This window comes from Streptomyces sp. YIM 121038, assembly GCF_006088715.1.
GTDB lineage: Bacteria > Actinomycetota > Actinomycetes > Streptomycetales > Streptomycetaceae > Streptomyces.
Genome location: NZ_CP030771.1, coordinates 8,893,852 through 8,913,590, shown reverse-complemented (window position 1 = coordinate 8,913,590; position 19,739 = coordinate 8,893,852). Strand labels below are relative to the sequence as shown.

At 74.4% G+C, this 19,739-nt stretch carries 16 protein-coding genes; 12 read left to right on the top strand and 4 right to left on the bottom strand.

From position 1 onward, the window contains the following. Window positions 1-11: 11 nt before the first annotated feature. Together C9F11_RS37105 and C9F11_RS37100 are read right to left on the bottom strand one after the other, a co-directional pair. Entirely contained in the window at window positions 12-1,604 is a 1,593-nt protein-coding gene (locus tag C9F11_RS37105) for a M81 family metallopeptidase (RefSeq protein ID WP_138964021.1), read from the bottom strand. Continuing rightward, on the bottom strand, window positions 1,601-2,821 hold the full coding sequence (locus tag C9F11_RS37100; RefSeq protein ID WP_138964019.1) for an ROK family protein: 1,221 nt from the start codon (window positions 2,819-2,821) through the stop codon (window positions 1,601-1,603). Before C9F11_RS37100 ends, C9F11_RS37105 begins: the two co-directional genes overlap by 4 nt. Window positions 2,822-3,046: 225 nt before the next feature. Between C9F11_RS37100 and C9F11_RS37095 the strand changes: the two genes are divergently transcribed. The 10 genes from C9F11_RS37095 to C9F11_RS37050 all read left to right on the top strand — a co-directional run bounded on the left by C9F11_RS37095 (window position 3,047) and on the right by C9F11_RS37050 (window position 14,501). Beyond that, window positions 3,047-4,885: a peptide ABC transporter substrate-binding protein gene (locus tag C9F11_RS37095; protein WP_138964017.1), complete on the top strand. Its 1,839-nt coding sequence runs from the start codon at window positions 3,047-3,049 to the stop codon at window positions 4,883-4,885. Further along, complete coding sequence (locus C9F11_RS37090) at window positions 4,882-5,832, top strand: ABC transporter permease (protein WP_138964015.1); 951 nt, start codon at window positions 4,882-4,884, stop codon at window positions 5,830-5,832. The genes C9F11_RS37095 and C9F11_RS37090 overlap by 4 nt, the downstream gene beginning before the upstream one ends. Next, a complete protein-coding gene (locus C9F11_RS37085; RefSeq protein ID WP_138964013.1) occupies window positions 5,829-6,746 on the top strand; it encodes an ABC transporter permease in 918 nt (305 codons plus the stop codon). The genes C9F11_RS37090 and C9F11_RS37085 overlap by 4 nt, the downstream gene beginning before the upstream one ends. A gap of 12 nt (window positions 6,747-6,758) precedes the next feature. Beyond that, window positions 6,759-8,831: an ABC transporter ATP-binding protein gene (locus tag C9F11_RS37080; RefSeq protein ID WP_138964011.1), complete on the top strand. Its 2,073-nt coding sequence runs from the start codon at window positions 6,759-6,761 to the stop codon at window positions 8,829-8,831. Further along, a complete protein-coding gene (mmuM, locus tag C9F11_RS37075; RefSeq protein ID WP_138964009.1) occupies window positions 8,828-9,790 on the top strand; it encodes a homocysteine S-methyltransferase in 963 nt (320 codons plus the stop codon). The genes C9F11_RS37080 and mmuM overlap by 4 nt, the downstream gene beginning before the upstream one ends. A gap of 137 nt (window positions 9,791-9,927) precedes the next feature. Further along, window positions 9,928-11,013, top strand: a complete 1,086-nt coding sequence (locus C9F11_RS37070; RefSeq protein WP_138964007.1) for an exo-alpha-sialidase — start codon at window positions 9,928-9,930, stop codon at window positions 11,011-11,013. A gap of 41 nt (window positions 11,014-11,054) precedes the next feature. Next, entirely contained in the window at window positions 11,055-11,546 is a 492-nt protein-coding gene (locus tag C9F11_RS37065) for an isoprenylcysteine carboxylmethyltransferase family protein (RefSeq protein WP_138964006.1), read from the top strand. Between the two features lie 104 nt (window positions 11,547-11,650). Then, window positions 11,651-12,328, top strand: coding sequence for a uracil-DNA glycosylase (locus tag C9F11_RS37060; protein WP_138964004.1), 678 nt, complete (start codon window positions 11,651-11,653; stop codon window positions 12,326-12,328). Beyond that, the gene (locus C9F11_RS37055) at window positions 12,325-13,299 is read left to right on the top strand and encodes a BadF/BadG/BcrA/BcrD ATPase family protein (protein WP_249402042.1); all 975 of its coding nucleotides are present in this window, start codon (window positions 12,325-12,327) and stop codon (window positions 13,297-13,299) included. Before C9F11_RS37060 ends, C9F11_RS37055 begins: the two co-directional genes overlap by 4 nt. A gap of 272 nt (window positions 13,300-13,571) precedes the next feature. Next, window positions 13,572-14,501 (top strand): hypothetical protein, encoded by a 930-nt coding sequence (locus C9F11_RS37050; protein ID WP_138964002.1) that lies wholly within the window; start codon window positions 13,572-13,574, stop codon window positions 14,499-14,501. Between the two features lie 124 nt (window positions 14,502-14,625). Here C9F11_RS37050 and C9F11_RS37045 read toward each other — a convergent pair whose 3' ends face one another. Continuing rightward, window positions 14,626-15,708: a lactonase family protein gene (locus tag C9F11_RS37045; RefSeq protein WP_249402041.1), complete on the bottom strand. Its 1,083-nt coding sequence runs from the start codon at window positions 15,706-15,708 to the stop codon at window positions 14,626-14,628. 284 nt (window positions 15,709-15,992) lie between these two features. On the opposite strand from C9F11_RS37045, the gene C9F11_RS37040 reads away from it, so the two are divergent. Next, window positions 15,993-16,631: an HAD family acid phosphatase gene (locus C9F11_RS37040; protein ID WP_138964000.1), complete on the top strand. Its 639-nt coding sequence runs from the start codon at window positions 15,993-15,995 to the stop codon at window positions 16,629-16,631. Between the two features lie 127 nt (window positions 16,632-16,758). Continuing rightward, window positions 16,759-17,994 (top strand): phytase, encoded by a 1,236-nt coding sequence (locus tag C9F11_RS37035; protein ID WP_249402269.1) that lies wholly within the window; start codon window positions 16,759-16,761, stop codon window positions 17,992-17,994. 35 nt (window positions 17,995-18,029) lie between these two features. On the opposite strand, the gene C9F11_RS37030 is transcribed toward C9F11_RS37035, so the two are convergent. Continuing rightward, window positions 18,030-19,538 (bottom strand): FUSC family protein, encoded by a 1,509-nt coding sequence (locus C9F11_RS37030; RefSeq protein ID WP_138963998.1) that lies wholly within the window; start codon window positions 19,536-19,538, stop codon window positions 18,030-18,032. Window positions 19,539-19,739 lie beyond the last annotated feature (201 nt).

Genomic DNA, 19,739 nt, shown 5'->3' with positions numbered 1-19,739 from the left:
GGCTCAGGATCTCAGGGGGCGAGCGGCGCCAGGGCGGTCGCCGTCAGGTCGGGGCCCGCGCCGTCCTCGTACGCGTCCTCGTCGAAGGGGTACAGGGGCCGCTCCACCCGGTGGTGGCCGAGCCGGTGGAGGTCCTGGTCGACGCCGCCCGGGGTGAGGGCGAGGAGCCAGTCGGCGGCCATGTCGTACAGCTCCGGCTCCAGATAGCCGATCTTCACGACGACCAGGTCGTACGTCCTCGGGTCGATCCCGAGGCCTCCTTCGGCGGGGCCGAGGAAGTCGGCGAGGGTGTGGAAGGGCTTGCGGCGCGCGACGAGGATCAGCGTGAGCCCGCCGACGCGGACCGCCGCCATGCCGACGCCCCGGTCGTAGGCGCCGCCCTCGGCCCGGTCCTGCCGGTCGGTGGCGCGCTGCAACGCCTCGACGGTGCCGGTGAGTTCGTACGGCCCGCCGTGGCCCGTGTCGACCTTGCCGCCCACCGACAGCGTCACCTCGGCGCCGACGCCCGCCGCGAAGCACTGGGCGACGGCGACGGGGTCGGTGATGCCGGGGTGCACGGCGGTGACGCGCCCGGAGCGGACGGTGTCGTTGGCCAGGAGCCGGGCCAGCATGTACGCGAGGTCGCCCGCGCCGCCCGCGGTGGGGTTGTCGCCGGAGTCGCTGATGAGGAAGGGCCGCCGGTCGGACGCCACCGCCTTCTCGATGCACTCGTCGGCGCTGCCGGTCGGCCCGACGAAGGCGAAGTCGCGGCGCGCCGCCCAGTAGCGGCGCGCGAGCCCCTCGGCCTCGGCGGCGGCCCGCCCCGCGTCGTCGCCGGTGACCACGACGGCGGCCCGGCAGCGCGGCTCGTCGGCCCAGGCGTAGCCCACCCACAGGGCCGCGTCGAGGATGCCGGGCAGCTCCTCGATGCCGGCGAGCGAGGCGTACAGGGACGTGGCGGGCTCCAGGCGCGTGCTGGTCTTCTCGCCGGGGAGCAGCACCGGCACCTGCACCCACGCCCGGTGCGGCCGCCTGCCCTCGCGCAGACAGCGCACCAGGTTGCGGGCGGCGCGCTCGCGGGTCTCCCAGGCGTCCTCGTGCGGGGCCAGGCGGTGCGCGGTGAGCAGGTCGACGGGCTCGGCGAAGCGCCGCGAGACGTTGCCGTGCAGGTCCATGGCCGCGGAGATCATGGGGCGGCTCCCGCCGTCCGGGGTGCCCGCGGAGTCCAGGGCCGCGCGCACCGCCTCCGTGAGGTCGGCCTCGGCGTCGGTGAGGCCGACGACGCTCATGGCGCCGTGGATGTCGTACACGAGCCCGTCGAGCGGGCCCGCCCGCCGGACGCGGGTGACGAGTTCGTCCTTGAGGGTCAGATACGACTCGGCTTCCACGGGGCCGCCGGGCAGGGACGTGGCGTGCAGGAGCGGCACCCACTCGACGGGGCCGCCGAGGCGGGCGAGGTCGCTGTCCGGGCGGGTCCAGGCGTAGCGGTCGAGCAGCTCCTGGCCACGGCTCTGGCGGAAGTCGTCGGTGGTGGAGCGGTGCGGGCAGAACGTGGAGGACTCGATGCCGATGCCGCCGATGCCGATGCGCAGCGGGCGGCCGGTGACGGGCTCGGTGCTGGTCATGTGCGGGCGCTCTCTTCCTGACGGGGGGCGGACTGCTCGCGCGGGGCCGCGCCCGGCTCCTGGGCGGGTGCGGTCGGCAGCTCCTCGCGCAGGGCGGTGAGGCCCGCGCCGAGCAGCCCCGCGTCCGGTCCCGTCACCGTGGTGGTGATCTCCAGGTCCGCCGTGGCGAGCGGCAGGCAGCGTTCGTAGAGGACCCCGCGCACGGCGGCGACCAGCGGCTCGGCGGTGGCGAGCACGCCGCCGAGCGCCACGGCCTGCGGGTTGAAGAAGTTCACGACGACGGACAGGACCGTGCCGATGTGGCGACCCGCGGTGCGCACCAGGGTGGTGGCCCGGGGGTCGCCGTCGGCGACGAGCCTCAGGAGTTCGCTCGTGGACGCCACCTCGACGCCCTGCGCGGCGAGTTCGCGGATCAGCGCGGCGCCGCTCGCGACGGTCTCCAGGCAGCCGATGTTGCCGCAGCTGCACGGGCGCTCGCCCGCCGCCTCGATGCGGACGTGGCTGATGTCCCCGGCCACGCCGCCCGCGCCGTCGTGCGGGCGGCCCGCCGCGATGACGCCGCTGCCGATGCCCCGGCCCGCCTTGACCACGACGAGGTGGTCGAGTTCGGGCCGGGCCGTGCGGTGCTCGCCGACGGCCATCATCGTGGCGTCGTTCTCGACGGTCACGGGCAGACCGAGGCGTTCGGTGAGCACCTCGCGCAGCGGGAAGCGGTGCCAGCCGGGCATCCGCGAGGGGCTGAGCACACAGCCCTCGCCCGGCCGGACGGGGCCGGGGAAGGCGACGCCGAGGGCGCGCACGGCTCGGCCCACCGCGCGCTCGCGGGCGGCGAGGTCGGCCACGCGCTCGCACAGCCAGTCGACGACCGGCTCGGGCCCGGCCGTGATGTCGTGCGGCAGGTCCAGGGGGCCGAGGACGCGGCCGCCGAGGTCGACGGCGCCGAGCCGGGCGTGGTGGCTGCCGAGGTCGGCGGCGAGCGCCACCCCGCCCTGGGTGCGCACCCGCAGGAGCCTCGGGCGGCGCCCGCCCCGGGAGGCCCCCTCGCCGGACTCGGTGAGCACCCCGGCGGTCACCAGCTCCTGGACGCGCAGCGAGACCGTGGACGGCGCGAGGCCCAGCTCCCGTACGAGAGCGGCCCGTGACGTGGCCGCGCCCGACGACACCAGATGCACGATGTGCTGCGCCGATCCGGGCTCGCCGTGTGCGCCGCTTGCCATATCGCCCCCGTACGTTCGACGAGTTGTTTCGCATGCCGACCGAACACTAGGGCGCGACAAAGGAAGTTGACCAGCCCTTCGAAGAAACAGCCAGCCCTGTCCGGCTTTTCGCGGTCTTTGCCGAACGAAGCTCTTGACTTGCTTTTCTCCTCAGGCCTAGCGTGCGGCCCTCCCACCGCTCAAACGTGCGGATCCGGTCCCGGCAGCTCCTGGAGGCCCCGAACCATGCGTGCACTCAAGGCGGCCGTGGCCGCGGGCCTCGTGCTCGCGGCCCTCACCGGCTGCACCCGCGACGGCGCCCGCGTCGACATGGGCCCGACCGGCGGCACCCCGGTCGAGGGCGGTACCGCGACGATGGCCCTGCCCCCGGCCGCGACGCCCAACTGGATCTTCCCGATCGGCGCGCCCGGCTACGGCGGCTCGTACAACTACGGCATCCAGAGCCTGCTCTTCATGCCGGTGTACGACGCCGTGCAGGACCGGCACAAGGGCGAGCTGACCACGCACGGGCCGAGCACCCTGGGCCTGGAGCCGACGTACAGCGACGGCAACAGGACCGTCACCGTGCCGCTGCGCAAGGGCGTGAAGTGGTCCGACGGCAGGCCGGTGACAGCACGCGACCTGGAGTTCTGGTTCAACCTCGTCAAGGCCAACAAGGCCTCCTGGGGCAACTACTCGGTCGGCACGATGCCCGACAACGTCAAGCGGTTCGAGACGCTCGACGCGCACACCGTGCGGCTGCGCCTGAGCCGCGCCTACAACCCGGACTGGTTCACGGCCAACCAGCTCACGCTGATGCGGGCACTGCCCCAGCACGCCTGGAGCGCCACCACCGACGGCGGCAGGACCGGCGACTTCGACCGGACGGCGAAGGGCGCCAAGGCGGTCTTCGCCCGGCTCACCCGGCACGCCAAGAGCCTCGGTTCGTACGGCAGCGACCCGCTGTGGAAGACCGTCAACGGGCCCTGGAGGCTCGCGGGCTGGCGCGACAACGGCCAGGTCACCATCGTGCCCAACGAGAAGTTCAGCGGCCCGCGGTCCCAGCGCCCGCACCTGGACAAAGTCGTCTTCAAACCCTTCACCACCGCCGACTCCGAGTACAACGTGCTGCGCTCCGGGGGCGTCGACTACGGCTACATCCCGCCCTCGGTGATGGCGCAGAAGGAGAAGTTCGAGGACCGGGGCTACCGCGTCGACCCCTGGGAGGGCTGGGCGGCCACGTACATCGTCTACAACTTCAACTCCACGCACGCGGGACCGCTCCTGCGCCGGCTGTACGTGCGCCAGGCCATGCAGCACCTCGTCGACCAGAAGGCGATGAGCGAGGTCATCTGGCAGGGCAGCGCCACGCCGACGCTCGGCCCGGTGCCGGTCACCCCGAAGAGCCAGTACCTGTCACCCGCGATGGAGCGCGACCGGTACCCGTTCTCGGTGGCCAAGGCCGTTTCGCTCCTGCGGGCCCACGGCTGGCGCGACGACGGCGGCACCGCGCGCTGCGCCCGCCCCGGCACGGGCCCCGACGAGTGCGGCCCGGGCATCGCGAAGGACACGCCTCTGAAGCTGACGCTCCTGTCCCAGTCCGGCTCCACGGAGACGACGAACATGATGCAGGAGCTCAAGTCGTCCCTGTCCAAGGCGGGCATCGAGCTGACGGTGCGCCAGCAGCCGCTCAACTCCGTCCTCGGCAACTCCGTGCCGTGCACGGCCAAGGACCCCGGCTGCGACTGGGACATGTCGTTCTTCGGCACGGCGGGCAGCTGGTACTACCCGCTCAACCCCAGCGGCGAGCAGCTGTTCTCCACGGGGGCGTCCGCCAACTTCGGCAACTACAGCGACGAGCGGGCCGACCGCGTCATCCGCGCCGTGCAGTACGCGCCGGACATGAAGGCCGTGCACGCCTACGGCGAGTACCTCGCCGAGCAGCTCCCCGTCATGTGGATGCCCAACCCCGCGTACCAGGTGTCGGTGATCCGCAACGACCTGCGGGGCATCGAGCAGAACCCCACGGTCACCTTCGCCCCGCAGGACTGGTACTACGTCAAGAAGAAGGGAGCCGACAAGTGACCGGCTTTCTGGTCAAGCGCCTCCTCCAGGCGCTCGTCGTGCTCTTCCTGGTGTCGATCATCGTGTTCGTCCTCCTTCACCAGCTGCCCGGCGGCCCCGCACGCGCCATCCTGGGCCCCAAGGGCACCCCCCAGCAGATCCAGGACTTCAACCACCAGCAGGGCTACGACCGTTCGCTGCCCACGCAGTACGGCATGTACCTCAAGCGCCTGTTCACCGGCGACCTGGGCGACTCCTACAAGCTCAACTCACCCGTCCTCGACCTGCTGAAGCAGCGGCTGCCCAAGACGCTGCTCCTGACGGTCCTGTCCACCGCGCTCGCCGTCGTCATCGCGATCCCGCTGGGCCTGCTCCAGGCGGTGCGGCGCGGCAAGGCGTCCGACTACGCGCTCACCGGTCTGGCGTTCCTGCTGTACGCCACGCCCGTGTTCTTCCTCGGCCTCGTCATGATCATCGTGTTCGCGCAGGTCCTGCCGGTCTTCCCGGCGGAGGCGCCGCAGGGCGAGTCGATCGGCGACCTGCTCGGGGACTTCACCGGGCTCGTGCTCCCGGTGGTGACGATGGCGTTCGGCATCGTGGCGATGTTCAGCCGCTACATGCGCTCGGCGGTCCTGGACAACCTCACCGAGGACTACGTCCGCACGGCCATGGCCAAGGGGCAGTCGAGCCGCCGCGTGCTCGTCCGGCACGTGCTGCGCAACGCGCTGATCCCCCTGGCCACCCTCCTCGGCCTGTATCTGCCGACCCTGTTCAGCGGCGCCCTCGTGGTCGAGTCGATGTTCAACTACCCGGGCATGGGGCTGCTGTTCTGGAACGCCGCCCAGGGCTCGGACTTCCCCGTGCTGCTCGGCGTGACGCTCGTCGTCGGCATCGCCACCGTCGTCGGCTCCCTGCTCACCGACGTCCTGTACGCCGTACTCGACCCCCGGATTCGGAGCGTGGCATGACCACCACGACGGCCCCCGTCCCGGCTCCCGGGACCGCTCCGGGCAACGAGGAGGCCGCGCTCGCGACGCCCTCGCTCGCCCGCCGCACCCTGCGCGTCTTCACCGGCAACAAGCTCGCCCTGACGGGTGTGGTCCTGCTTGCCCTGCTCCTCGCGTTCAGCTACCTCGGCCCGCTCCTGTACGACACCGAGCAGACCCACACCGACCTGTCACGGGCCAACCTCTCCCCCGGCACCGACGGACACCTGCTCGGCACCACCGACCTGGGCTACGACATGGTGGGCCGGCTGATGGTGGCCGGGCAGACCTCGCTGGAGATCGGCCTGGCGGCGGGGCTCCTCGCGACGCTCTTCGGGACCGTGTACGGCGCGGTGTCCGGCTACTTCGGCGGCTGGGTGGACGCCGCCCTGATGCGGATCACGGACGCGGCGCTCGCCATCCCCGCGATGTTCCTGCTCGTCGTGGTCGCCGCGATCATCACGCCGAGCAAGGGCGTGCTCGTCCTCGTCATCGCCGCCGTCGCCTGGCTGTCCCCGGCCCGTCTGGTGCGCGGCGAGGCGCTGTCGCTGCGTGACCGGGAGTACGTCCAGGCCATGCGGATGATGGGCGGCGGGGGCGCGCGGGCGGTCTTCAAGCACATCGTGCCGAACGCGATCGGCACCGTCATCGTCAACTGCACGTTCCAGATCGCCGACGCCATCCTCTACGTCAGCTATCTGGCGTTCCTCGGTCTGAGCATCCCGCCGCCGTCGGCCGACTGGGGCTCGATGCTGTCCGCCGGGATCACGTACACGCAGAACGGCTACTGGTGGCTGATCTTCCCGCCGGGCATCGCGATCGTGCTGGTCGTCGCCGCGTTCAACTTCATCGGTGACGGACTGCGGGACGCCTTCGACGTACGGCTGCGGAAGTAGGGACGAAGCGACATGGCTCACGACACCTCCACGCCTCGGTCCACGGCCGAGCCGCTGCTGCGCATCGAGGACCTGTGCGTCGACATCGAGGCGCGCGACCGCACCGTGCACGCCCTCGACGGCGTCTCGCTCGATCTCGCGCCCGGCGAATCCCTCGGCATCGTCGGGGAGTCGGGCTGCGGGAAGACCATGACCGCGCTGAGCGTCCTCGGGCTGCTGCCGCCCGGCGGCCGCATCACCGGCGGCCGCGTCCTGTTCGCGGGCCGGGACCTGGCCGCCGCGCCCGCGCCGGTGCTCCAGGACGTACGCGGCAACACCATCGGGATGATCTTCCAGGACCCGCTGACCTCGCTCAACCCCACGATGACGATCGGCGCGCAGGTCGCCGAGCCGCTGCTCCTGCACCGCCCCGGCACCGGCCGCAAGGAGGCGTGGACGCGCGCCGAGGAGATGCTGCGCCTCGTCGGCATGCCCCAGCCTGCCGAGCGCATGAAGGCCTATCCCCACCAGCTGTCCGGCGGCATGCGCCAGCGCGTGGCGATCGCCATGGCCCTGGTGTGCGAGCCCAGACTGCTGATCGCCGACGAGCCGACGACGGCGCTCGACGTGACCACGCAGGCCCAGATCCTGGAGCTGGTGGACGACCTGCGCCGCACGCTCGGCATGGCGATGATCCTCGTCACCCACGACCTGGGCGTCATCGCGAGCCGCGTGGACCGCGTCGCGGTGATGTACGCGGGCAAGGTCGCCGAACAGTCCGACGTACGGGGCCTGTTCGCGCGCCCGCGCCACCGCTACACCGAGGCGCTGTTCGCCGCCCTGCCCGAGCGCGCCGCGGGCAGCGGCACGGAACTGCACACCATCCCCGGCCTGCCACCGAGCCTGACGACCCGGCCGCGGGGCTGCCGGTTCGCGCCGCGCTGCGCCTTCGCGACGGACCTGTGCCACACGCGCGCACCGGAGCCGGTGGACGACGAACTCCAGGGTCCCGAGCACCGGTTCGCCTGCTTCCACCCCGTACCGCACGACGAGGAGGCACCCGCCGCGGAACTGCTCGCTCCTGCCCCGGCGGTGGCCGCGGAGCCGGGCGGCGCCCTGCTCGAACTCGACGCGCTCACCAAGGACTTCCCCCTTCCCGGCGGCCCGTTCGCCCGGCGCCGGGGCACGGTCAGCGCGGTCGGCGGCGTCTGTCTGACCGTCCGCAGGGGCGAGACGTACGGCGTGGTCGGCGAGTCCGGGTGCGGCAAGACGACGCTCGGCCGGATCGTCGCGGGCCTGGAGGAGCCGACGGCGGGCACGGTCCGCTTCGACGGCCGGGACCTCGCCGCCCTGTCCCGCGCCGAGCGGCGCGCGCACCGGCGCCGCGTCCAGCTGATGTTCCAGGACTCCACGGCCGCGATGGACCCGCGCATGCGCGTCGGCGAGATCCTGCGCGAGCCGCTCGTCATCCAGCGCGTCGGCGGCCGCGCCGACCAGGAGGAGCTGGTGGGCGCGCTCCTCGACGCGGTCGGCCTGCCGCGCGGCGCCGTGCACCGCTACCCGCACGAGTTCTCCGGCGGCCAGCGCCAGCGCCTCGGCCTGGCCCGCGCGCTCACCCTCTCCCCCGACCTGGTCGTCGCCGACGAGCCGGTCTCGGCCCTCGACGTCTCCGTGCAGGCGCAGATCCTCAACCTGATGCGGGACCTACAGCGCGAGCGCGGCCTGACGTACCTGTTCATCTCCCACGACCTGGCGGTGATCCGCCACCTCGCCGACACCGTCGGCGTCATGTACCTGGGCAAGCTGGTGGAGTCGGGACCCGCGGAGCGCGTGTACGCGCACCCCCTGCACCCCTACACGAGCGGCCTGCTCGACACGGTGAACGTCCCCGACCCGCAGGCCGCCACGGCCGCGCGCTCCCCGCTGACCGGCGAGACCCCGTCGGCGGCGCAGCCCCCGTCCGGCTGCCGCTTCCGCACCCGCTGCCCGCTCGCCCAGGACGTGTGCGCCACCGTGGAACCACCGGTCACCACGCCGAACGGCGCGGGCCATCAGGTCGCCTGTCACTTCCCTCTTACCGCTCCTCGGCTAGCGTCGACCGTATGAACGAGGCAGTGAGTACGGGGGCGGGTGCGGGAGGCGGACCGACGAGCCTGGCGGCGGCCCTCGCGCGCGGCCCGCTGGTGCTCGACGGCGGCCTGTCCAACCAGCTGGCCGCCGCCGGGCACGAGCTGTCCGACGACCTGTGGTCGGCGCGGCTGCTCGCCGAGCGTCCGGACGCGGTGCGGGCGGCGCACCGCGCGTACTACGAGGCGGGCGCCGACGTCGTGATCACGGCGAGCTACCAGGCCACCTTCGAGGGCTTCGCGCGGCACGGCATCGACGCCGTCAGCACGGCCGAGCTGCTCCGCCTGAGCGTGACGCTGGCCCGCGAGGCCGCGGCCCGCACCGGCGCGCGCCGCCCGCTGTGGGTCGCCGCGTCGGCGGGGCCCTACGGGGCGATGCTCGCCGACGGCTCGGAGTACCGCGGCGGCTACGGCCTGAGCGTGGCCGACCTGGAGCGCTTCCACCGGCCCCGCCTGGAGGTGCTCTCCGGCGCCGCGCCGGACGTCCTGGCCCTGGAGACGGTCCCGGACACCGACGAGGCCCGCGCGCTGCTCCGCGCGGCCCGCGGCCTCGGCGTGCCCGCCTGGCTCTCGTACAGCGTCGTCGGCACCCGCACGCGCGCGGGCCAGCCCCTGGCCGAGGCCTTCGCCCTGGCCGCGGACGCCGACGAGGTCCTGGCCGTGGGCGTCAACTGCTGCGACCCGCGCGACGCGGACGCGGCCGTGTCCCTGGCCGCCCGCGTCACCGGCAAACCGGTGGTGGTCTACCCCAACTCCGGCGAGACCTGGGACGCCCGCACCCGCTCCTGGCGGGGCCCGTCCCGCTTCACCGCCGCCCAGGTGTCGCGGTGGCGGGAGGCGGGGGCGCGGCTGATCGGCGGCTGCTGCCGGGTGGGCCCGGAGGCGATCGCGGAGGTGGCCGGGAAGCTGCGCGGAACCGGCGGCCGAGCCGGCGCCTGAGGCCGGGCGCACGACGCGCCCCGGAACCGGGCGGAACCGCCCTGACCTGCGCGGACACGCCGTCCAGGGGAGATTGTCAGTGCCCGGGTGCAGACTGAGCCGTACCTGAGACAACGACGTCCGGAAAGGTGCGAGGCATGGCTGACGTCCTGCTCACCATCGGCACCCGCAAAGGCCTCTTCATCGCCCGCCGGTCCGCCGGCGCGTGGCGGTTCGACGAGGCGCCGTACTTCAACGCCCAGGCGATCTATTCGATCGCCATCGACACCCGCACCGCCACGCCCCGCCTCCTGGTGGGCGGCGACAGCTCCCACTGGGGCCCGTCGGTGTTCCACTCCGACGACCTGGGCCGCACCTGGACCGAACCGTCGCGGCCCGCGGTGAAGTTCCCGCAGGACACCGGCGCCTCCCTGGAGCGGGTGTGGCAGCTGCACCCCGCCGAGGCGGAGCCCGACGTGGTGTACGCGGGCACGGAGCCCGCCGCGCTGTACCGCTCGGAGGACCGCGGCGAGAGCTTCTCCCTGGTCCGCCCGCTGTGGGAGCATCCGACGCGCTCGCAGTGGCAGCCGGGGGGCGGCGGCGAGGGCCTGCACACCATCCTGACGGACGCCCGTGACAAGGACGCGGTGACGGTCGCGGTGTCGGCGGCGGGCGTCTTCCGCACCCGGGACGGCGGCGCGAGCTGGGATCCGGCGAACTCGGGCGTCTCCGCGGTGTTCCTGCCGGACCCGCACCCGCAGTTCGGCCAGTGCGTCCACAAGGTGACGAAGGACGCCGTCGACCCCGACCGGCTCTATCTGCAGAACCACTGGGGGGTGTACCGCAGCGATGACGCGGGCACCCACTGGACCGACATCGGCGAGGGCCTGCCGTCGGACTTCGGCTTCGCGACGGTCGCGCACCCGCACCGCGCCGACACCGCGTACGTCTTCCCGATCACCGCCGACGCGGACCGCGTCCCGGCGGACCACCGCTGTCGCGTCTACCGCACCCAGGACGCGGGCAAGAGCTGGGAGCCGCTGAGCGAGGGCCTGCCCCGCGGCGACCACTACGGCACGGTGCTGCGCGACGCCCTGTGCACCGACGGCGCGGACCCGGCGGGCCTGTACTTCGGCAACCGCAACGGCGAGGTGTACGCGTCGGCGGACGACGGCGACACCTGGCAGGAGCTCATCACCCACCTCCCGGACGTGCTCTGTGTGCGCGCCGCCGTGCTCGCGTGACGGGGGCTCCCCCCGGCCGGTGAGGCGCGCATACTGGCGGCATGCGCAAGTCCGCTGCGGCGATGGGCAGTTCGGTGTTCATGGCGCTCGCCCCGGGCACGGTGGCCGTCCTCGTGCCGTGGTGGCTGACGCGCTGGCAGGCCGGTCACTGGTGGCTGCCGGTGCGGGTGCTCGGCGGGGTCGCGCTCGCGGCCGGGGCGGTAGTGCTCGTCCACGCCTTCGCGCGGTTCGTGACCGAGGGCCTCGGCACCCCGGCACCGGTCGCACCGACCGAGCACCTGGTCGTGGGCGGCCTGTACCGGCACGTGCGCAACCCCATGTACGCCGCGGTGGTGACCACCATCGCCGGGCAGGGCCTGCTGCTCGCCCGGCCGGTCCTGCTGGGCTACGCGCTGGTCGCGGCCGCGGTCATGGGCGCCTTCGCCCGCTGGTACGAGGAGCCCGCGCTGCTGCGCGCCCACGGCGCGGAGTACGAGCGCTACCGCGGGGCCGTCCCCGGCTGGCTCCCCCGCCCCCGGCCCTGGCGCGGCTGACCGCGACAGCCCTGCCGGGCCCGGCGCCCCGGCCTCCGGCCCCGGCGGGGAGCGCGGGCCGCCGGGTGAACGGGCCCGCGTGTACGGCAGTAGAGTGACGCTCCGTGGCACCACGACCCTTGCATGAAATCGTCGAAGCCGGCTGGGCGAAGGCCCTGGAGCCGGTGGCCGAACAGATCGCCTCCATGGGTGACTTCCTCCGCGCCGAGATCGGCGCGGGACGCACCTATCTGCCCTCCGGGGCGAACGTGCTGCGCGCCTTCCAGCAGCCGTTCGACGAGGTGCGTGTCCTGATCGTCGGCCAGGATCCCTATCCCACCCCCGGGCACGCGGTGGGGCTGTCGTTCTCGGTGGCGCCTGATGTCAGACCGCTGCCCGGCAGTCTGATCAACATCTACCGGGAGCTGAACACCGACCTGGGGCTGCCCCAGCCGTCCAACGGTGATCTGACGCCGTGGACCCAGCAGGGCGTGCTGCTGCTCAACAGGGCCCTCACGACGGCTCCGCGCAAGCCGGGTGCGCACCGCGGCAAGGGCTGGGAGGACGTCACCGAGCAGGCCATCCGGGCCCTCGCGGCGCGTGGCCGTCCGCTGGTGTCGATCCTGTGGGGGCGGGACGCGCGCAATCTGCGGCCGCTGCTCGGCCAGTTGCCCTCGGTGGAGTCCTCGCACCCGTCGCCGATGTCGGCGGACCGGGGCTTCTTCGGCTCGCGGCCGTTCAGCCGGGCCAACGACCTGCTGGTGCGGCAGGGCGCGCAGCCGGTGGACTGGCGGCTGCCGTGACGGTCGTCCTCGGTGTGGACTCGGGCGGCTCCGGCCTGCGCGCGGCGCTCGGCGTCGCGGACGGGGCCCGCCGCCCGGCACCGAGGAGTTCCAAGGAGCCGGTACGGACGGGGCCGCGCGGCATCGACGCCGCGCACCTCATCGCCCAACTGGAGCCGATGGCCCGGGAGTTGCTCGCCGAGGCGGGCGACGGGGCGCGGCCGGCAGCCGTCGCGGTGGGCGCGGCCGGAATGGCGTCGCTCGGCGACGAGCTGCGCGACCGGCTGCCGGCCGCGCTCGCGGAGCTGTTCGGGGTGCGCCGGGTGGCGCTCGCCGCGGACGCCGTCACCGCGTACGCGGGTGCGCTGGGCCAGCGGCCCGGCGCGGTCGTCGCCGCGGGCACCGGCCTCATCGCGACGGGCACGGACCTGACGGCCTGGCGGCGCGCGGACGGCTGGGGCCATCTGCTCGGCGACTGCGGCGGCGGGGCATGGATCGGGCGGGCGGGCCTGGAGGCGGCCCTGCGGTCCTTCGACGGGCGGCGCGGCGGTTCGGCCGCGCTGCGGGCGTGCGCCGAGGCGCGGTTCGGCGCACCCCTCTCCGGGCTGCCGGGGCTGTTGTATCCGCGGCCGGACCGGCCCGCGGTGCTCGCCTCGTTCGCCCCCGACGTGGGCCGGTGCGCGGCGGAGGGAGATCCCGTGGCCGTCGGTGTGCTGCGCGCGGCGGCCGGGCACATCGCCGACGCCGCGGCCGCGGCGTGCCCGGCCTCCGGGGACTGCGAAGTCGCCCTCACGGGCGGCCTGCTGAAGCTCGGCGACACCCTCCTGGTCCCTCTGGAGGCGGAACTGACGACGCGTCTTCCGCACGCCCGACGCGTCCCCGCCGCGGGCGACCCCCTCGACGGCGCCGTCCGCATCGCCGCCGACCTCGCCCGTGACACCCTCAAGCTGCCGCACGATCCTCAGCTGTTGCGGGTGACGACGCTTCCGTGACAGGGCGTTCGTGACAGCACGTACGTGACAACGCTTCCGTGACGGCGGGCACGTGACGACGCGTGCTGGGCGGCGAGCACGGCTGGTGCGTGCCCGGCAACGGGCCCGCGGCCGCGGCCCCGGACGCGCGTCAACCGGAATGATGACTTCCGAACTACCGGAAGGGTGACGTCCGCACTCTCCGACATATCCGTACGACAAAGCGGACTAATGCCTCTGACCTGCACCCTCCCCGAACAGGGAAGCCCCACGAGCCAGTAGCATGCGGCGCCATGAGCTCCCCCACTGGGCCCGCATCCGGCCTGCCTGTACGAATGCCGCGCCCCCGCCAGCCGGGCCGGCACCGACGCCCGGAGCCCGTCGCGGCTCCCGAGGGCGCGCCCGCGCTCGTCCTCGCCGTCCCCGGCGTCCCCAGCACCACCGCGCGCGGCCTCGCCGAAGAGGTCGCCAGCATCGCGCGCTCCGAGCTGCCCGGCCTGGACGTGCGGATCGGCTACGTCGACGGGGAGGACTCCGGCTCCGCCGAGTTCCCCACGCTCCGGGCCGTCCTCGCGCACACCGCCGCCCAGCGTGTCGCCCGCTACGAGCAGGCGCTGGCCGCCGGGGTCGAGGCCAAGGAGCCCGAGGGCGCCGACGCCGTCGTCGTGCCGCTGCTCGCGGGCCCCGACGGCGCGCTGACGCACCGCCTCCGGCAGGCCGTGGCGGACAGCCGCGCCGCCGCCGAGCTGACCGATGTGCTCGGCCCGCACCCGCTGCTCGCCGAGGCCCTGCACGTGCGCCTGTCCGAGGCCGGTCTGGCCCGCGCCGACCGCGCCCGCCTCTTCACGGTGGCCACCGCGGCGGACGGCATCGTCCTGGCCACGGTCGGCGGCGAGGAGGCCGTGCAGGCCGCCGGGATCACCGGCATGCTGCTCGCGGCGCGCCTCGCGGTGCCGGTGATGGCCGCGGCCCTGGACGTGGAGGGCTCCGTGGCGGCGACCGCCCAGCAGCTGCGCGGCGCGGGTTCGGCTCAGCTCGCGCTCGCCCCGTACCTGATCGGCCCCGAGGTCGACGCGCGCCTGCTCGACGCGGCGGCGCAGGACGCGGGCTGCGCCGTGGCCGGGGCGCTCGGCGCCTACCCGGCGATCGGCAAGCTGGCCCTGTCGCAGTACACCACGGCGCTGGGCATCGCCCCGCGGCCGTCGGGCGCGCCGGTGCGCTGACCGGCGCTCGCTCCGTGATGCCGATGGGCCCGCACCCCGGGACTGGGGTGGCGGACCCATCGGCGTACTGCGGCAAGGCACTGCGCGGCCACGGGCGGACGCAGTGGCGCGGCCGCGGGCGGACTCAGCCGAAGACCACGCAGGAGGCCGCGGGAACGGCCACCGCGCCCGCGCGCCGCGGCAGCCCGGTGGCCGGGTCGACGGTGAACCAGGTGACGTCGCCGGAGCGCTCGTTGGCCGCGTACAGGAAGCGCCCGGAGGGGTCGAGGGCCAGGTCGCGGGGCCAGTGGCCGTCGCACGGGACGGTGGCGGTGAGCCGCGCGGTGTCACCCCGCGGGTCGAGGGCGAAGACGGACAGGACGTCCTCACCGCGCGTGGCCGTCCACAGGAAGCGGCCGTCGGGCGCGACGACGATCGCGGAGGGGTAGGCATCGCCGTCCGGCGCCCCGGTGAGGACCGGCGTCTCGCCCAGCGGCTTCAGGTTGCCGTCGGCGGCGTCCCAGGCGCAGACGGTGAGGGTCGGCGCGAGTTCGTTGAGGACGTACGCGCGCTCGCCGCGCGGGTGGAAGGCCAGGTGGCGCGGTCCTGAGCCGGGCCGGAGCGCGATCTCCCGGTGCAGGGTGAGCCGCCCGTCGCCGCCCAGGGCGCACACGCGCACGGAGTCGGTGCCGAGGTCGACGCTCACCACCCAGCGGCCGCTCGGGTCGGCGAGGACCTGGTGGGCGTGCGGGGCCTGCTGGCGCTGCGGATGGGGCCCCGAGCCCTCGTGGCGCAGGACGGCCGCCGGGGCGGGGGCGAGGCTTCCGTCGGCGTGGACGGGGACGGCGGTGAGACTGCCGGAACCGTAGTTGGCGGCGATGAGGTGGCCGTCGTGCAGCGTGAGGTGCGTGGGCGCGTCACCCTGCACGGGCACGGGCCTGGCGAGCAGTTCGGGGCGGTCCCCGGGCTCCCCCGAGCCGCCGGATCCGGCCGATCCGCCACCGGGGACACGGAAGGCGGCGAGGGCGCCGTCGGAGGTCTCGCTCACCGCGTACAGGGTGTCCGCGCCGGGCGCGAGAGCGAGGTAGGAGGGGTCGGGCACCGCGTCCGTGGCCGCGAGCACGGTCAGCGCCCCGCTGTCGGGGTCGACCGCCGCACTGACGACACCGGGCCCGCCCGCCGCCGTGAAGGACCCGACGTACGCCCGCCGTACCTGCCTGTCGCCCACTGCTCGCCCCTCTCCGCGCCGGCGTCGCACCTCGTGCCCACCGGGACGCGTTCCCCAAGCCGTCGCGTGCCGAGTGGCACGCGTGGGGCCGACGGTAGCAGCTGGTCTGGACCAGTAGAGGGCGGACGGCACCCCGGCCGCCAGGAATCCTCTACCAGCCGGTAACCAGATGTCCGCCTGCCCTCCATCCCCCACCGTGACCATGACATCCGCGGCGCACGGCGCCGCGCCGAGCACCACGGACATGTCGAGCACCAGAGAACAACAGCAGAGGGGAAACCGGAATGGGACGACGCGGTGTGCGTCAGCGGATCGGTACGGCAGCGGTGGTCGTGGCGGTGGGCCTGGGGGCGACGGCGACGACCGCCGCCTCGGCGCACGCGGCGCCGAGCGCTCCCGTCGGAGCGGTGGCGGCCCGGACGGCCGACGTCGACTACGCGACCTGGCAGCGGGACGTGCGCGCCGTCGTCGACCGGGCCCTGCCGTATGTGAAGCAGCGCACCGCGGACGCCGCGGGGCAGAAGCTCGCGGTCGTCTTCGACATCGACAACACCACCCTGGAGACGGACTTCCACCCCTGGTGGCAGCTGCCCACCCCGGCCGTGAAGCCGTCCCTCGAACTCGCCGGCTACGCCGCGTCGCGCGGTGTCTCCGTGTTCTTCGTGACCGCGCGGCCCGGCATCATCAAGAGCGTCACCCAGGCCAACCTGACGACGCGGGGCTACCCCGTCAACGGCCTCTACGTGCGCGCGCTGCCCGACCTCTTCGACGAGGTCAGCGCCTACAAGACGCGCAGCCGCGCCGACATCGAGGCCAAGGGCTACACGATCATCGCGAACGTCGGCAACCGCGAGTCCGACCTGGTGGGCGGCCACGCGGAGCGGACGTTCAAGCTCCCCGACTACGACGGGAAGCTGTCCTGACGCCCGTACCGCGCCCCGTCCCGCCGCCCCCGACCCGAAGGAACCCGAGGAACCCCTCGTGGACATCTCCAGCAGAACGCGCGTCGCGTCCGCCGGTCTGGCCCTGACCCTCGCCGCCCTCACCACGCTGACCGCGGCGCCCGCCGCGGAAGCCCGCGCCGCGCTGCCCGGGATCATCCCGCGCGCCGAGACCCCCGCCCTGTACGACGACGAGGCGGGCGGCAACGCCGACGCCGACGACCCGGCCATCTGGCGCAACCCGGCCGACCCGGCGCGCAGCCTCGTGATCGCCACCGCCAAGGAGGGCGGCCTGCGGGTCTACGACCTGGACGCCCGCGAGGTGCAGTCGGTCCCCGCGCCCGCCGCGCCGGGCCCCGGCGACGCGCCCGGCCGCTTCAACAACGTCGACCTGGTGCACGGGCTCGGCCTCCCGTCGGGCCGTGCCGACGTCGCGGTGGTCAGTGACCGCGGCAGCGACCGGCTGCGGATCTACCGCGTCGACCGCGACCGCCCCGGCGGTCCGCTCACCGACGTCACCGACCCGGCCGCGCCCCGCGTGTTCTCCGCGTCCCAGGCCGAGGCCAACGAACAGCGCACCGCGTACGGCCTCGCGACCTGGACCGACCACGCCACGGGCCGCTCGTACGCCGTGGTCAGCCGGCGCGAGCGCACCGCCCTCGCGCTGCTCGAACTGACCGCGGCGCCGGGCGGCAAGGTGGGCTACCGCACGGTCCGCACCCTCTCGCTGCCCGCCTCCTTCCGGCTGCCGGACGGCTCGTCCTGGTCCCCGTGCGCCGAGCCGGGCGAGGGGCCGCAGGTCGAGGGCATGGTGGTCGACCCCGCGAACGGCACCCTCTTCGCGGGCCAGGAGGACGTCGGCATCTGGCGGCTGCGCGCCGATCTGACCGGCACGCCCCGGCTCCAGGAGAAGGTGCGCGAGTACGGCGTCCCCGGCACGTACGACGAGCGGACCGAGGAGTGCGTGGCGGGGGCCGACCCCGGCTACGGCGGCAAGCGCCTCGCGGCGGACGTCGAGGGCCTCACCCTGCTCACCGAGCGGGACGGCGACGGCCATCTGCTGGCGTCGAGCCAGGGCGACGACACCTTCGCCGCCTTCGACCGCGAGGCGTCCGGCCGCCACGCGTACGAGGGCGGCTTCCGGGTGACGGCGGGGCCCGGCGGCCGCGACGGCTCCGAGGAGTGCGACGGGGCGGCCGTGCTCAACGCGCCGCTGGGCCGCGCGTACCCCCGCGGCCTGCTGGTCGTCCAGGACGGCCAGGCCACCCCCGAGGACGGCGGGCGCGACGCCACCGGTTTCAAGTTCGTCGACCTCCGCGACGTCCGGGACGCGCTCGACTCCTGACCGGGCGCCGGGGCCCGGCCCCGGGACGGGCGGGCTCAGCCGCCGCTCAGCCGCGCCCGCCCCGGGGCCTGCAGCGGCTCGGCGAGCTGCGCCAGGGCCTGCTCCAGGCCGTGCACGTGGGCGAGCGCGCCTTCCACGACCCCGGTGTGGGCCGGGGCCGCGGCGTCGGCCCCGCGCCCCGTCGCGGCCCCGGGCGCGGTCAGCGCCTCCACGGCGGCCTCCACGCGCCAGCACGCGGCGGTGAGGCGGTCGTCGTGCGAGGCCTCCGCGTCGGCGGCGATGGCCGCCAGGCCGCGGACCTCGCGCGCGCAGTCGTCCAGGAGGGCCAGGACCCGGCGCGCCCGCTCCTTGCGGGCGAGCAGCGGGTTGAGCGGGTGCAGCAGCGGCGCGAGCGAGAGCCGCACCCGGCCGAGGAGCGCCTCCAACTCGGCGACGTGCGGGGCCGGGTCGGCATCCGCCGTGCCGCGCAGCCGCGCCGCGGCCTCAGCGGTGCAGGCGTGGACGCAGCGCAGCGCCCGCTGGATCCAGCCGTCGGTGACGGCGTGGGTGGTGACGGGCAGCACCAGCAGGACCGCGAGCGCGGCGCCGAGGGCACCGACGGCGGTCTCGCCGACCCGCAGGGCGAGCAGCGCCGGGTCGAGCACGCCGAGGAGGCCGTAGAGCATGCTCGCCATCACGGTGACCGCGAGCATCATCCACGTGTACGAGACGGCGGCGGTGTAGAAGATCCCGAAGACGCAGACCGCGACGATCACGGCGGCGGCGACCGGCTCCGTGTGCAGCGGCACGGCCAGGACGAAGCCGAGCGCGATCCCGAGCGCGGTCCCCAGGAACCGGCGGAAGCCGCGCACCAGCGTCTCGCCGCGCGAGGTGGTGTTCACGAACACCCACCAGGTGGCGCCGACCGCCCAGTACCAGCGCTCCTGGGACAGCATCTGCCCCAGGGCGAGCGCGAAGGCCGCGCCCGCGGTGGCCTGGACCGCCTGTCGGGTGGTGGTCCGGGCGAGCCCGGTGGCCGCCAGGGGCGCGGGCACCGTCGCGGGCGGCAGGCCGCGTTCGTAGCACCACACGCCGAACCGGACGGCGGCGGCCGCGCACACGGACAGCAGGATGGCCGCGAACAGCTCGGGGAGCTGGCCGGTGCGCGCGTGCAGGAACTGCGCCGCGAAGAACATCATGAACGCGAACACGCCGAGCGAGTGCCCGCGGGGCCCCCACCGGCGCGCGTACACGCCGAGGCCCGTGACGGCGAGGAACGCCACGTCCCGCACCAGCGGGTAGTCGTGCAGCGTGGCCGCGAGAGCGAGCACGGGGAGGCCGACGACGGGCAGCAGCGCCGTGGTCCCCGCCTGGCCGCGCACCGTCGGGTCCAGGACCGTGAAGAGCGCGAGCAGCGCGGCGAGACCGCCGATGATGGCCGCGACGAGTGAGTGCCCGACCAGGCCGCACAGGGCCACGGCCGCTCCGATGCCGAGCACGGCCCGGCTCGCGCTGCGCAGGCGCAGCAGCCCCGGGTCGGGCGCGACGAACGCTCTCTTCAGCACCAGCGTGTGTACTCCTTCCCGCACCTGCCCGGATCCGCGCAGATACGCCCGCATGAAAAAGGCGCCGCGGAATCCGCAGCGCCATCGACGGGTACATCACATCATCAACAGGCCCGTTGGCTCAACCTGACCGTGATCCACTGGGCCATTGGCATACTTTGACGTCCTCATATTCCGCCGCGAACGGGCCATCGGGCCATC

What these genes read in the sequence shown, in the direction of transcription:
- C9F11_RS37085 (WP_138964013.1), top strand. Translation starts at nt 5,829, where the DNA reads ATGACCACCACGACGGCCCCCGTCCCGGCTCCCGGGACCGCTCCGGGC.
- C9F11_RS37080 (WP_138964011.1), top strand. Translation starts at nt 6,759, where the DNA reads ATGGCTCACGACACCTCCACGCCTCGGTCCACGGCCGAGCCGCTGCTG.
- C9F11_RS37065 (WP_138964006.1), top strand. Translation starts at nt 11,055, where the DNA reads ATGCGCAAGTCCGCTGCGGCGATGGGCAGTTCGGTGTTCATGGCGCTC.
- C9F11_RS37095 (WP_138964017.1), top strand. Translation starts at nt 3,047, where the DNA reads ATGCGTGCACTCAAGGCGGCCGTGGCCGCGGGCCTCGTGCTCGCGGCC.
- C9F11_RS37040 (WP_138964000.1), top strand. Translation starts at nt 15,993, where the DNA reads ATGGGACGACGCGGTGTGCGTCAGCGGATCGGTACGGCAGCGGTGGTC.
- C9F11_RS37050 (WP_138964002.1), top strand. Translation starts at nt 13,572, where the DNA reads ATGAGCTCCCCCACTGGGCCCGCATCCGGCCTGCCTGTACGAATGCCG.
- C9F11_RS37105 (WP_138964021.1), bottom strand. Translation starts at nt 1,604, where the DNA reads ATGACCAGCACCGAGCCCGTCACCGGCCGCCCGCTGCGCATCGGCATC.
- C9F11_RS37100 (WP_138964019.1), bottom strand. Translation starts at nt 2,821, where the DNA reads ATGGCAAGCGGCGCACACGGCGAGCCCGGATCGGCGCAGCACATCGTG.
- mmuM (WP_138964009.1), top strand. Translation starts at nt 8,828, where the DNA reads ATGAACGAGGCAGTGAGTACGGGGGCGGGTGCGGGAGGCGGACCGACG.
- C9F11_RS37070 (WP_138964007.1), top strand. Translation starts at nt 9,928, where the DNA reads ATGGCTGACGTCCTGCTCACCATCGGCACCCGCAAAGGCCTCTTCATC.